General features: G+C 63.5%; 14 protein-coding genes. 12 read left to right on the plus strand and 2 right to left on the minus strand.

The window, feature by feature from the left end; translation table 11 throughout:
* Nucleotides 1-57: 57 nt before the first annotated feature.
* A complete protein-coding gene (locus tag LOM8899_RS07605; RefSeq protein ID WP_093991611.1) occupies nt 58-693 on the minus strand; it encodes a PAS domain-containing protein in 636 nt (211 codons plus the stop codon).
* Between the two features lie 198 nt (nt 694-891).
* Here LOM8899_RS07605 and LOM8899_RS07610 point away from each other — a divergent pair, with 198 nt between their 5' ends.
* The 4 genes from LOM8899_RS07610 to LOM8899_RS07625 are packed head-to-tail and all read left to right on the plus strand — an operon-like array spanning nt 892 to nt 4,138.
* Complete coding sequence (locus LOM8899_RS07610; RefSeq protein WP_245820473.1) at nt 892-1,785, plus strand: YicC/YloC family endoribonuclease; 894 nt, start codon at nt 892-894, stop codon at nt 1,783-1,785.
* Nucleotides 1,786-1,789: 4 nt separating this feature from the next.
* A complete protein-coding gene (gmk, locus tag LOM8899_RS07615) occupies nt 1,790-2,428 on the plus strand; it encodes a guanylate kinase (protein ID WP_093991613.1) in 639 nt (212 codons plus the stop codon).
* A complete protein-coding gene (locus tag LOM8899_RS07620; RefSeq protein WP_093991614.1) occupies nt 2,425-2,943 on the plus strand; it encodes a gamma carbonic anhydrase family protein in 519 nt (172 codons plus the stop codon). The genes gmk and LOM8899_RS07620 overlap by 4 nt, the downstream gene beginning before the upstream one ends.
* Before the next feature lie 4 nt (nt 2,944-2,947).
* Nucleotides 2,948-4,138: a trans-sulfuration enzyme family protein gene (locus LOM8899_RS07625; RefSeq protein WP_093991615.1), complete on the plus strand. Its 1,191-nt coding sequence runs from the start codon at nt 2,948-2,950 to the stop codon at nt 4,136-4,138.
* An 18-nt stretch (nt 4,139-4,156) separates the two neighbouring features.
* Here LOM8899_RS07625 and LOM8899_RS07630 read toward each other — a convergent pair whose 3' ends face one another.
* The gene (locus LOM8899_RS07630) at nt 4,157-4,507 is read right to left on the minus strand and encodes a hypothetical protein (protein ID WP_133064990.1); all 351 of its coding nucleotides are present in this window, start codon (nt 4,505-4,507) and stop codon (nt 4,157-4,159) included.
* A 206-nt stretch (nt 4,508-4,713) separates the two neighbouring features.
* Here LOM8899_RS07630 and LOM8899_RS07635 point away from each other — a divergent pair, with 206 nt between their 5' ends.
* The 8 genes from LOM8899_RS07635 to LOM8899_RS07670 all read left to right on the plus strand — a co-directional run bounded on the left by LOM8899_RS07635 (nt 4,714) and on the right by LOM8899_RS07670 (nt 13,467).
* A complete protein-coding gene (locus tag LOM8899_RS07635) occupies nt 4,714-5,754 on the plus strand; it encodes a sensor histidine kinase (RefSeq protein ID WP_093991617.1) in 1,041 nt (346 codons plus the stop codon).
* A gap of 290 nt (nt 5,755-6,044) precedes the next feature.
* Nucleotides 6,045-7,079: a substrate-binding domain-containing protein gene (locus tag LOM8899_RS07640; RefSeq protein ID WP_093991618.1), complete on the plus strand. Its 1,035-nt coding sequence runs from the start codon at nt 6,045-6,047 to the stop codon at nt 7,077-7,079.
* A 56-nt stretch (nt 7,080-7,135) separates the two neighbouring features.
* Nucleotides 7,136-8,608 (plus strand): phosphate ABC transporter permease subunit PstC, encoded by a 1,473-nt coding sequence (gene pstC / locus LOM8899_RS07645; RefSeq protein ID WP_093991619.1) that lies wholly within the window; start codon nt 7,136-7,138, stop codon nt 8,606-8,608.
* Nucleotides 8,605-9,951 (plus strand): phosphate ABC transporter permease PstA, encoded by a 1,347-nt coding sequence (gene pstA / locus LOM8899_RS07650; RefSeq protein ID WP_093991620.1) that lies wholly within the window; start codon nt 8,605-8,607, stop codon nt 9,949-9,951. Before pstC ends, pstA begins: the two co-directional genes overlap by 4 nt.
* 12 nt (nt 9,952-9,963) lie before the next feature.
* Nucleotides 9,964-10,761: a phosphate ABC transporter ATP-binding protein PstB gene (pstB, locus tag LOM8899_RS07655; protein WP_093991621.1), complete on the plus strand. Its 798-nt coding sequence runs from the start codon at nt 9,964-9,966 to the stop codon at nt 10,759-10,761.
* A gap of 10 nt (nt 10,762-10,771) precedes the next feature.
* Nucleotides 10,772-11,488: a phosphate signaling complex protein PhoU gene (phoU, locus tag LOM8899_RS07660; RefSeq protein ID WP_093991622.1), complete on the plus strand. Its 717-nt coding sequence runs from the start codon at nt 10,772-10,774 to the stop codon at nt 11,486-11,488.
* Nucleotides 11,489-11,493: 5 nt separating this feature from the next.
* Nucleotides 11,494-12,183 (plus strand): phosphate regulon transcriptional regulator PhoB, encoded by a 690-nt coding sequence (gene phoB, locus LOM8899_RS07665; RefSeq protein WP_093991623.1) that lies wholly within the window; start codon nt 11,494-11,496, stop codon nt 12,181-12,183.
* 102 nt (nt 12,184-12,285) lie between these two features.
* Nucleotides 12,286-13,467 (plus strand): M24 family metallopeptidase, encoded by a 1,182-nt coding sequence (locus tag LOM8899_RS07670; RefSeq protein WP_093991624.1) that lies wholly within the window; start codon nt 12,286-12,288, stop codon nt 13,465-13,467.
* Nucleotides 13,468-13,474 lie beyond the last annotated feature (7 nt).

Below are 13,474 nucleotides of genomic sequence, written 5' to 3' on the forward strand. Positions count from 1 at the left end.
CAGCATAGAGGCAAAAGAAAACGGCCGGGGCCATGCGCGCCTCGGCCGTTTTTGCGTCTAGCCGTTGTTGACGACCAGACGCAGGGCGGGCCGTGCTTCGGCTCGACGCACCGCCGGTTCGTCCATCATCGAGACCGGCTCGACCCGGATCGCGCCGCCTTCGGCAATGCCCAGCTTCAGCGGCCCTCGGCCCTGAACCAGACCGTCCATGACGACGGCCCCCAGAATGCGGGTCACGTTGCCGCGGTCGTCCAGCAGCGGCATCATCAACAGGCGTCCATTCTGACCCCGCCGCAGCAGGGTGCGTGGCAGCTGGATCGGCATGTCGACAAGCGCCGGGCCTTCCAGCAGGGCACTGATCGCCTCGGCCAGTGCGGGACGTGCATCGGCGCTGAACAGGGCGCTGAGCGGCATTCCGCGAACGTCCATGGCCGCCATGTCGTTCAGATGACGTCCCGCAACACGCAAACGGGCCACGCCGGGTGCCACGCTCTCTGCGATGAAGGTATAGGGCAGCGCGCCGTCGATACAGGCAGGATCGATGTCGACACGACGCGGCAGCCCGCCCGCGGAGCGAAGCCCTCGCCAGTATTGCTCCAGCGCGGCCAGCACGGTCACGTCCCGGCGCGGTTGATGAGACGTGGAGAGCACCACGGGACCCGTCGCTTTCGTATCCTTTGGTTCTGTTGTCATTTCACCCTCCAACGACTCAAATTGTAACTGTGTCTTAACGTTGTGTTAATACATAGCCGGTTTCGGCCGCCATATCTCGGCCCAAAGTGTTAATGGGTTAACAGTTCCGAAGGGGCCGCGCCGTCAGACTTGCTCCCGGGGGGCATTTACCGTTACCTGCCGATACCTTCGCCAACCTCGACAAACGGAGAGCCTGACTTGATCCATTCGATGACCGCATTCGCCAGCCGGACCGGCACGTTGAACGCCAGTTCCTGGGCATGGGAAATGCGCGGGGTGAATGGACGGGGGCTGGATCTGCGGTTGCGCTTGCCCGAGTCCGTCGACGGCCTCGAGGCGGCGGTGCGAGGGGCGCTGGCGGCGCGGCTGGCGCGGGGAAACGTGACCGTCAACCTGAAGCTCACCCATGACGAGACGGCAAACGGTCTGCAACTGGACGCCGATCAGCTCGATCGGGTCCTTGCCGCGCTGGATCAGGTGCAGGACAGGGCATTGGGGCTTGGCATCACACTCGGGCAGCCGACCGCCGCCGACGTGCTGGGACAGCGGGGCGTGGTGCTGCAGGGGCAGGCCGCGCGCGAGATCGATCCGGAACTGCCCGCCGCCCTCATCGCGGATTTCGAAGGTCTGCTGGATGCGTTTTGCGACATGCGGGCCGCCGAGGGCAAAGCCTTGCACGCGGTCATCACCGATCAGATCAACACCATCTCACGGCTCACCGACGCCGCCGCGAGTGCTGCAGAGGCGAGACGCTCGGAGGTCTCGGCGAACCTCACCGCCGCGCTGCGCCGCATCGCTCAGGACGTGACCGAAGTCGACGAGGGCCGGATCGCGCAGGAACTGGCGCTCTTGGCCGTGAAATCCGACGTCACCGAAGAGCTCGACCGCCTCCGTGCCCATGTCGCGGCCGCGCGGGATCTGCTGTCCAATGGCGGCCCATTGGGGCGCAAGCTGGATTTCCTGACGCAGGAATTCAACCGCGAAGCCAACACCCTCTGCTCCAAGGCCGGGTCGACCGCGCTGACCGCCATCGGGCTTGACCTCAAGACCGCCATCGACCAGATGCGCGAGCAAATTCAGAACGTGGAATAGCCTTATGAACCGTCGCGGCCTGCTGATCATCCTGTCATCACCCTCCGGAGCGGGGAAGACCACGCTGACCCGGAGGCTGCGCGACTGGGATCCATCGCTCAGCTTTTCGGTGTCGGCGACCACAAGGGCACCACGTCCGGGGGAAGTGGACGGAAAGGATTATCATTTCCTGACCGAGGCAGAGTTCAAGAGCCGGGTCGCCAATGGCGAAATGCTGGAACACGCCCACGTTTTCGGCAACTTCTATGGCTCCCCCAAGGGGCCTGTGGCCGATGCGATCGAGGCCGGGCGTGACGTGCTCTTCGATGTGGACTGGCAGGGCGCTCAGCAAATCTCGAATTCATCGCTCGGACAGCATGTCCTGTCGGTCTTCTTCCTGCCGCCGTCGATCAAAGAGCTTCACCGCAGGCTCGTCAGTCGCGGTCAGGATGACGCAGAGACGATCCACAAAAGGATGCTCAAAAGCTGGGACGAGATCAGCCACTGGGACGGCTACAACTACGTGCTGATCAACGATGACCTCGACGCGACCGAGGCGAAACTCAAGAGCATCGTCACCGCCGAACGGCTCCGCCGGAGCCAACAGCCCGGCCTGACCGATCACGTGCGCAAACTGCAAACCGAATTCGAGGAAACGCCATGATCTACAGTCTCGACGGCATTGCTCCTGACGTTGCCGACAGCGCGTGGGTCGCGCCCAGTTGCCACATCATCGGCAAGGTAACCCTAGCCGAGAACAGCTCCGTCTGGTTCGGCACCACGATACGGGGCGACAACGAGCGGATTACCCTCGGCAAGGGATCGAACACTCAGGAGAACTCCGTCCTGCACACCGATCCGGGCTGCCCGCTGACCATCGCGGAGAACTGCACGATCGGGCACAATGCCATCCTTCACGGCTGCACCATTGGTGAGAACAGCCTGATCGGGATGGGGGCGATCGTGCTCAATCGGGCGGTGATCGGGCGCAACTGCCTGATCGCGGCCGGAGCGATCATCCCCGAGGGGCGCGAAATTCCGGATGGCTCGCTGGTCATCGGCGCGCCGGGCAAGGTCGTGCGGCAACTGGACGAAGCTGCCATCGCCAATCTGCGTGCCTCGGCCGAGAAATATCAACAGAACGCGCGGCGCTTCCGCGACACTTTGACAAAGGTCTGATCCCATGTCCCGCATCCCGAAATCGCTGGTCCGCCGGACCGGCTGGCCGTCGTCGACCTCACGTCCCGTGGTCACACCGCTGCAAACCTCCGTGGTCTATGCCTCGCCGGATCCGGATGCGCTGGATCAGCAGTATGAGCATGGCACGGGCTACACCTATGCCCGCGAAGGGCATCCCAACGCCGATGTGCTGGCGGCCAAGATCGACATGCTCGAAGGGGCGCCCGATCTGTTCGAGGCGGCCGGCATCGTCACAGGCTCCGGGATGTCGGCCGTCGGCGCCACCTTCCTTGGCTTGCTCAAGCAAGGCGACCACGTCGTCGGCGGCGATCAGCTTTACGGGCGGACTCTGCGTCTGATGACGCAAGACCTGCCAAAGCTGGGGATCGAGACCAGCCTCGCGGACCCGACCGACGCCCGCGCCATCGAGGCCGCCATACGGCCCAATACCAAGATGATCGTCGTCGAGGTGATCTCGAACCCCACGATCCGGGTCGCGGATATGGAGGGGATCGCGCAGATTGCGAATGCGAGAGGCATCCTTCTTGTCGTCGACAACACCTTCACCACGCCCCGACTGTATCAGCCGTTCGCGCATGGCGCGGATATCGTGATCCACTCGGTGACAAAGCTGCTCGCGGGGCATTCTGATGTGACGCTTGGGTATGTCGCCTGCAAAGACCCCGAACATCGGACCCTGATCGACACCGCCAACGCCAGCTGGGGCATGACGCCGAGCCCGTTCGACTGCTGGTTGGCCGAGCGGGGGATGCACTCGTTCGATCTTCGCTTCGACCGGGCGCAGGCCACCGCCACCCGGCTGGCCGATGCACTGGCCGAGGTGTCGGGCGTGACGCGGGTGATCTATCCCACCCGGCCAGACCACCCCGATCACAACCGGGCGATGGGGCTGCTGGGCGGGCGTGGCGGCAACATGCTCAGTTTCGAACTGGTCGGTGGCCGGGCCGCGGCCAACGCAATGACACGGGCCGCGCCTGATGTGGCCTTTGCGCCGACGCTCGGGGATGTCGGGACCACACTCTCGCATCCGGCATCGTCGTCGCACCGGGCGCTCACCGAGGCCGACCGGACCGCATTGGGGATTTCAGAAGGGTTCTTCCGGGTCTCCGTCGGGATCGAGGAGCCGGACCTGCTGATCGAAGAGATGGTCAACTCCGCGCAGGCTGCGTCCTGACGCAGCTGGTGCAGGCGGCTACGATCCGCTCTTGATGCTGCCGCGCGACGGAACGATGAAAACGTCGAAATCCAGATCGGGGGCGACCGCGGCGACTTCGGCCAAAACGACGGAGGGGTAGGGCAGCCCCTCCGACAGCGCCCGATAAGCGCCCTTGAAGCCGACGGATTCGAGAAACCGCGCAACATCCAGCACGTCGAACGTCGGGCCTACCAAGGCGGATACGATGATGTCGGGCGGCTCGGTTTCGAAGCAATGGGCAGGCAGGTCGGCGAAATCGACAAAGCTCACGCCCTCAACCGAAGGCAGCTGCCGGTCCATCGTCGACAGTTGCGACAACGGCCCGATGACGATCATCTTCTGGGTCACGCGCCGTCCTCGTCCTTGAAGATGCTGCCTTGCTCACGGAAGTCTTCGCATTGCCAATGTCACAATAACGCAGCACCATTGCTCCATCATGACCCTCATACGTAGTTCTAGGACCAGAGCGGCAAAGGCCTCAACCCGAAATGCGCCCCGAAACCAGTGAAAATCCCTGCCGCGTCTCTTCCGATAGCCGATCTTAAGGAACAAAAATGCTGCCCAGCACGCTCCCTTCGTTGATTGCAGTCCTGCCGATGCCCGTTGTCCTTGTGGGGGCAAATCAACGGGTCGAGGCGGTCAATACGGCCGCCATTCGTCTGTTCGGAACCGATGGCACCGGGCGCAACTACATCACCGCGCTGCGACAGCCCGCGCTTCTCGAAGCGGTGGAGCAGACCTATGCCGACAAGCAGACCCGGACCGCCCAGTATTACGGTCGCGAAGGCGCGCGCGATACCACATGGACGGTAACCGTCGGCCCTGTGCCGATGCAGCTGGGGCTCGGGGTCGTTCTCAGCTTCGAGGATATGACCGCGATGGAGGAGACCGGTCAGATCAGGCGCGACTTCGTGGCCAACGTCAGCCACGAGCTGCGCACCCCTCTGACCGCGTTGTTGGGGTTCGTCGAAACCCTGAAGGGCGCCGCCCGCGACGATGCCAAGGCCCGCGACAGGTTTCTCGGGATCATGGAGCGCGAAGCCGGTCGTATGGCGCGCTTGGTGGACGATCTCCTGTCTCTCAGCCGGGTCGAACAGGATGAAAGAGTGCGCCCGCGCGAGCTGGTCGACCTGAGCGCCGTGCTCCTTCAGGTCATCAACGTCCTGGCACCCGTCGCGGCACAATCGGAGATCGAGGTGGACTTCGTCGGACCCGAGTCTCCGGTGCAGGTGCCCGGGGATGCGGCCCAGCTTCAGCAGGTGGCAACAAACCTGATCGAGAATGCGATCAAATACGGCGGGCATGGCGGCCGGGTCGAGGTCCGGCTGACCGAGATCGGCCACGAACCCGCCTTGCGAGGACCCGCGGTGCAACTCAGCGTCACCGACGAGGGCGACGGGATCGAGCCGCATCACATCCCGCGCCTGACCGAACGGTTCTACCGGGTCGACAGCCACAGGTCGCGCGAACTGGGCGGCACGGGGCTTGGGCTCGCGATCGTCAAACACATCGTCAACCGACACCGGGGTCGGCTGCGGGTCGACAGCACGCTGGGCGAGGGGAGCACCTTCCGGATCCTGCTGCCCTCGAACTAGCCAAAGCCTCGCCGAATCCGGTCATGCAACACTTACATTCGGGGCGAAACGTGACAGAATCGGCTGGTAAACCGACGTCACGGTCTACCGCGCCATCACAACCAGTGGTCTGCCAATCGAAAGTCGGCCGCAAAATGTTGTTATTTCCATGCGCATCGCCGCATGTCATAAAACTTTTACACAACTGTCACAAAAGCGTGGCGTGAGCGGCCTAGCAGGGGCGCATCAGCGGCTCGTTCACGGGTCGGACCGATACGACAAACTAGACACTTGAGAAACAGGAGCATCTCATGTCCTTCGTCAAGCTGGCCACCTCTGCAATGGCCATGACCGCCGCCCTCACCACAGCCGCCGCCGCGCGCGACAATGTTCAGGTTGCAGGATCGTCCACCGTTCTGCCCTATGCCTCGATCGTGGCAGAAGCCTTTGGCGAGAACTTCGATTTCCCGACACCGGTCGTTGAATCCGGTGGCTCCTCCGCCGGTCTGGCCCGGTTCTGCGAAGGCGTCGGTGAAAACCAGATCGACATCGCAAACGCGTCCCGCGCGATCCGCGAGCGCGAGATCGAAGCCTGTGCAGCCAATGGCGTGACCGACATCATCGAGGTTCGGATAGGCTACGATGGCATCGTTTTCGCGTCCGACATCAATGGCCCGACTTTCGCCTTCACGCCCGAGCATTGGTTCAACGCCCTGGCGCCGATGGTTCTGGTCGATGGCGCAATCGTCGAAAACCCCTACACCAACTGGAGCCAGATCGACGCCAACCTGCCCGATCAGGACATCCTCGCCTTCATCCCCGGCACAAAGCACGGCACACGCGAAGTGTTCGAAGAAAACGTTCTGGCCGCTGGCTGCGAAGCGACAGGTGCCCATGAGGCAATGATCGCCGCGGGCATGGACGAAGACGCCGCCGAAGACGCCTGCATCGCAGTGCGCACCGACGGTCTGTCCACCGACATCGACGGCGACTACACCGAAACCCTTGCTCGCGTGGATGCCAACCCGAACGGCATCGGCGTGTTCGGTCTGGCCTTCTACGAGAACAACACCGACAAGCTGCAAGTGGCCACCATGTCCGGCGTCGAGCCGACCGTGGACAGCATCGCCACCGGCGAATACCCGGTGTCACGCCCGCTGTATTTCTACATCAAGAAGGCCCACATCGGTGTGATCCCGGGTCTCAAGGAATACGCCGCCTTCTTCGTCTCCGACGATATGGCCGGCGCATGGGGGCCGCTGGCGCTCTATGGCCTCGTGTCCGATCCCGAACTGGCCGACACTCAGGCGATGATCGAAGCCGAACAGACCATGGGCGATATGTAATCGTCCTTTGGGGGTGGCCTCCGGGCCGCCCCCACACCTGATTGAACGGAGCTGCCATGTCCGCCCTTTGGATTGCCCTCATCGTGCTCGCCCTCGCGGCGGGTGGTTATGTTTTGGGGCGCAAACGCGCACTCGCCTCTGTCGGGGGCAACACCCGGCACCTGCATTCGCTACCGTCCTACTACGGGGCGAATGTCGCGATGATGGCGGCGGTTCCTGCGCTTATCCTGCTGGTGATCTGGCTGATCCTTCAGCCGATGGTGCTGAACCGTATGGTCGCGCCGATGATCGGCAGCGTCGCGGCGGGCGAGGCGGGCGAAATGAGCCTCGTGATGTCGGATGTTCGGCGCGTGGCCGATGGGCTCGACGCTGCCGTGGACCAAGGCGTGCTGAGCGGCGCCGAGGCCCGTGACATGCAGAGCGACAGCACGGACGTGCGCGCCACACTGTCCAATGTCGGGGTCGCGCTCGGCTCCGACGTGACCGCCGAGACACTGTCGGCCGCGCAACGCTACCGGGCCCTGTCGTCCACCGGTTCGCTGCTGATGACTGTGGTGGTGCTCGCGGTGGCACTGGCCGGTGCGATCACCGCCACCCTGCGGACTCATCGTGATTTCAGGGCGCGCAACGTCGTGGAACACGGCATGAGGGTGCTGCTGATCGGCGCGGCATGCTTTGCGATCCTGACGACCTTGGGCATTGTGCTCTCGCTGATCTTCAACACCGTCAAATTCTTCAATCTCTACCCGGCATCGGACTATTTCTTCGGGCTGACATGGTCGCCCAGCTTTGGCGGAGGCTCGTCGCTGGGCATCCTGCCGTTGCTGTGGGGCACGCTCTACATCTCGGTCATCGCGCTGGCGGTTGCGGTGCCGATCGGGCTCTTTGCGGCGATCTACCTGTCGGAATACGCCACGCCGCGCATCCGGGCCTTCGCCAAGCCGATGCTCGAAGTGCTCGCCGGCATCCCCACCATCGTCTACGGCCTCTTTGCGCTGCTGACCGTCGGGCCGCTGCTGGTCAGCGTCTTTGGCGAGGGCGGCTTTGCCGGCGTCGGCTGGATGCAGGGCGGTACCGCCGTGATGACCGCGGGGCTCGTCATGGGGATCATGTTGATCCCCTTCGTATCGTCGCTCTCCGACGACATCATCAACGCGGTTCCGCAAACCATGCGGGACGGGTCGCTGGGTCTGGGCGCCACGAAATCCGAGACGGTGCGGCAGGTCGTGCTGCCCGCCGCCTTGCCAGGGATCGTCGGAGCGATCCTGCTGGCGGCGTCACGCGCCATCGGCGAGACGATGATCGTCGTGCTGGGGGCAGGGGCCGCGGCCAAGCTGTCGCTCAACCCGTTCGAGGCGATGACCACCGTCACCGCCAAGATCGTCAGCCAGCTCACCGGTGACGCCGACTTCTCCTCGCCCGAGGCGCTTGTCGCCTTTGCCTTGGGCATGACCCTCTTCGTGATCACACTGGGGCTGAACATCTTCGCCCTGTGGATCGTCCGCAAATACCGGGAGCAATACGAATGACCGATCAGACCGCCTCCCAGCCGTCGTCCAAACATGGCTCCCTGCTGGCCGTCGACGCCCGGACCAAGAAGCGCAACGCCGCCGAGACCCGGTTCAAGGCCTATGGCATCGGTGCGTTGCTGATCGGGCTGTTCTTCCTCGTCACGTTGCTGACCGCGATCGTCTCGAACGGATCGACCGCATTCAGCCAGACCTACATCAGCCTCGACGTGACGCTGAACGCCGAAAAGCTCGATCCGAACGGCACCGGCGACCGGGACGAAATCGCAAAGGTCACGACGCTGGGCTACACCCAGATCATCGCCGAGGCCGTGGCCAACACCATGGCTGCCAACGAGATCGAAAGCCCGCTGCCTGCGGGGGCGCTGCCGCTGATGGTCTCGGCCAGCGCGGCCGCGCAAATTCGCGATACTGTGCTCGCCGACCCGTCGCTGGTTGGGCAAACAGTCACGTTCAACGTGCTGGCCTCCAGCCGGGTCGATGGCTACCTCAAGGGGCGGGTCACCCGCGAAAGCCTGGCACGTGACAGAAACCTCGGGCCGCCGCATCTCGATATCGTCGATCAGATGCTCGACGCGGGAGTGGTGGAAAAGCGGTGGAACCTCGCCTTCATCACCGGCGCCGACGCCTCGGAATCGCGGCCAGAGCAGGCCGGGATCGGGGTGTCGATGCTCGGCAGCTTCTTCATGATGCTGGTGGTGCTGTTCTTGTCTCTGCCGATCGGGGTCGCCGCGTCTATCTACCTCGAAGAGTTCGCACCGCAGAACAAGTTCACCGACTTCATCGAGGTGAACATCTCGAACCTCGCCGCGGTGCCGTCGATCGTCTTCGGTATCCTCGGGCTCGCCATCTTCATCCAGATCATGCACCTGCCGCAGTCGGCACCGCTGGTCGGTGGCCTCGTGCTGACGCTGATGACGCTGCCGACGATCATCATCTCGACGCGGGCGTCCCTGAAATCGGTGCCGCCGTCGATCCGGGATGCGGCGCTTGGGGTCGGGGCATCGAAAATGCAGTCGGTGTTCCACCATGTGCTGCCGCTGGCGATGCCCGGCATCCTGACCGGCACGATCATCGGACTGGCGCAGGCTCTTGGCGAAACCGCGCCCCTCCTGCTGATCGGCATGGTCGGTTTCATCGCGTCCAACTATCCGGACGGGCTCGCATCAGGGTTTCTCGATCCGAACTCGGCCATGCCCGCGCAGATCTATGAATGGGCGAAGCGTGCCGATCCGGCCTATTACGAGCGGGCATGGGGTGGCATTATCGTGCTGCTGGTGTTCCTGATGACGATGAATATCATCGCAATCCTGCTCCGCCGCCGCTTTGAACGGCGCTGGTAGGAGGGCACCGAAATGAATGACATGAGACAAATCGAAAGAGCCGTGGACATGAAGCAAACCAAGATCACAGCCCGCGGCGTGCAGGTGTATTACGGTGACAACCACGCCATCAAGGACGTTAGCGTCGAGATTGCCGACAAGACCGTCACCGCCTTCATCGGGCCGTCCGGCTGTGGCAAATCCACGTTCCTGCGGTGCCTGAACCGGATGAACGACACGATCAGCATTTGCCGTGTGGAGGGTGATATCCTGATCGACAACGAGGACATCTACGACCCCCGCGTCGATCCGGTGCAGCTTCGGGCCAAGGTCGGCATGGTGTTCCAAAAGCCGAACCCGTTCCCCAAGTCGATCTACGACAATGTGGCCTACGGCCCCAAGATCCACGGGCTTGCGCGCAACAAGGCAGAGCTCGACGAAATCGTCGAAAAGGCGCTCCGGCGCGGTGCGATCTGGGACGAGGTCAAGGACCGGCTCAACGCCCCCGGCACCGGGCTGTCCGGCGGACAGCAACAACGGCTCTGCATCGCGCGGGCCGTCGCCACCGAACCCGAGGTTCTGCTGATGGACGAGCCTTGCTCGGCGCTCGATCCGATCGCCACCGCTCAGGTCGAAGAGCTGATCGACGAGCTGCGGCAGAGCTACTCGGTCGTGATCGTCACCCACTCCATGCAGCAGGCCGCGCGGGTCAGCCAGAAGACCGCCTTCTTCCATCTGGGCAACCTCGTGGAATACGGCGAGACCGGCGAGATCTTCACCAATCCCGAAGACCCGCGCACCGAAAGCTATATCACCGGCCGGATCGGCTAAGGAGAACGCCATGAACGAACAGCATATCGTCTCGGCCTACGACCGGGATCTCGAGGCCATTCAGGCCATGATCATCAAGATGGGCGGTCTGGTCGAAGCGGCCATCCTCGACGGAACCAAATCCCTGGTGTCGCGGGATCTGGAACTGGCCGAAAAGGTGCGGGCCGGCGACAAGGTGATCGACGACCTCGAGGAAAAGATCAACGAAGAGGCCGCGCGCACCATCGCGCTGAGGGCGCCGATGTCCAAGGATCTGCGGATCATCCTGTCGGTGCTGAAATTGGCCGGTTCGCTGGAGCGCGTCGGAGACTATGCCAAGAACATCGCCAAGCGGACCTCCGTGCTGGCCGAATTGCGGCCCATCACCGGCTCGGACGCGACGCTCAAGCGGATGGGGCGCGACGTGCAGGCGATGCTCAAGGACACGCTCGACGCCTTCGTCGCGCGCGATGCGGAACTCGCCGAGGACGTGATCAACCGCGATCAGGACATCGACCAGATGTATAACGCGCTGTTCCGGGAATTCCTCACGCATATGATGGAAGATCCCCGCAACATCACGGCGTGCATGCACCTGCACTTCATCGCCAAGAACATCGAAAGGATGGGTGATCTGGTGACCAATATGGCCGAACAGGTCGTCTATGTGGCCACCGGCTCCATGCCCGAGGAAAACCGTCCGAAGGGCGACAAGACCTCTTACGTGACGCATGACGAAGGGGCCTGACCCGGATGCTCAGCCAACAGCCACATGTCCTCATCGTCGAGGATGAATCCGCTCAGCGCGAGGTGCTCAGCTATAATCTCGGGTCCGAAGGCTACCGCACGTCGCAGGCTGCCGATGGCGAAGAGGCTCTGCTTCTCGTCGAAGAAGACCTCCCCGACGTGATCGTGCTCGACTGGATGCTGCCGTCCGTCTCGGGGATCGAGGTGTGTCGGCAACTCAAGGCGCGGGCCCACACGCGTGGCGTGCCGATCATCATGCTGTCGGCCCGGTCCGAAGAGGGCGACAGGGTGCGGGGGCTGGAAACCGGCGCCGATGACTACGTGGTCAAGCCTTACTCGGTCAGCGAGCTGATGGCGCGTGTGCGCACGCAACTGCGGCGGGTCCGGCCGGCCACGGTGGGCGAAGTGCTCACCTACGACGACATCACCCTCGATGCCGAGACGCACCGTGTCAGCCGCGCCGATCAACAGCTCAAGCTCGGTCCGACGGAGTTCCGGCTGCTCTCCACACTGATGGAAAAGCCCGGTCGCGTCTGGAGCCGCGAGCAACTGCTCGACCGGGTCTGGGGGCGCGATATCTACGTCGATACCCGCACCGTCGATGTGCATGTCGGCCGACTGCGCAAGGTGCTGTGCAAGAACGGCGGCGCCGATCCCGTGAGAACGGTCCGCGGCTCTGGCTATGCGCTCGGCTAGGGGCTGAGACAGTTCGGAAACAGTCCGCGCCAGTCAGCGCAAGATCGAAGCTTCCAAACTCAAAGCCCTTGCGCGACGCCGAGATCCGGTCACTCTAGGGCCATGGTCAATCCAAAGCCCGCCTTTACCGACGCCGAATACGCCAGCCGGATCGAAAAGACCCGGACGGCGATGGATGCAGCCGGTATCGACGTGCTGATCGTCAGCGACCCTTCCAACATCGCGTGGCTCACCGGCTATGACGGGTGGTCCTTCTATGTCCATCAGGCGGTGATCCTCGGCCCATCGGGCGATCCGCTCTGGTGGGGGCGCGCAATGGACCGGGCCGGCGCGATCCGCACCGTCTGGATGGGCGACGAACAGCTTCTGGGCTACGACGACAGCTACGTCCAGAACCCGGCGAAACACCCGATGGAGGACCTCTCGCGGCACCTGCACGATCTTGGCTGGGCGTATCGGAGCGTTGGCGTCGAAATGGACAATTACTATTTCAGCGCAGCGGCTTACAATGCGCTTCTGATGCAATGCCCAAAGGCGAATTGGCGCGATGCCACCGGGCTGGTGAATTGGCAACGGGCGGTAAAGTCCGACCGCGAGATCACCTACATGCGACGCGCCGCCGCCATCGTGACGGCCATGCACGCGCGCATCGTCGAGGTGGCGGAACCGGGACTTGCCAAGAATGTTCTGGTCGCGGAGATCCAGAGATCCGGGACGCTCGGGGCAGACGGCCATTGGGGCGACTACCCGGCCGTCGTGCCGATGGCGCCCTCCGGCATGGACGCCACCGCACCCCACCTGACCTGGGACGACAGTCCGCTCGTCGCCGGGGTCCCGACCTTCTTTGAGATCGCCGGGGTCTACCGGCGCTATCACGCTCCGCAATCGCGGACATTGGTGCTGGCTCATGCGCCCGACGCCTATCTGCACGCCGCAGATGCCATACAGGCGGCCACCAATGCCGCCCTGACCGCCGCACGTCCGGGGCAAACATGCGGTGACGTCGCACGGGCCTTCAACGCCGCTCTGGCCAAACATGGGCACCACAAGGACAGCCGGTGCGGCTATGCAATCGGACTCAGCTATCCACCCGACTGGGGCGAACGCACCATGTCGCTGCGCGGTTCGGACACGACCGTGTTGCAGCCGGGGATGACATTTCACCTGATGCCCGGCCTTTGGCTGGACGATGGCGGGATCGAGATCACCGAGCCCATCCTGATCACGGACACCGGGGCCGCATGCCTCGCCCAGACACCATCCGGGCTCACGGTAAAGCACTGAGGCAAGA

The sequence above is a fragment of the Flavimaricola marinus genome (assembly GCF_900184895.1).
In the GTDB taxonomy this organism is placed as follows: Bacteria; Pseudomonadota; Alphaproteobacteria; order Rhodobacterales; family Rhodobacteraceae; genus Flavimaricola; species Flavimaricola marinus.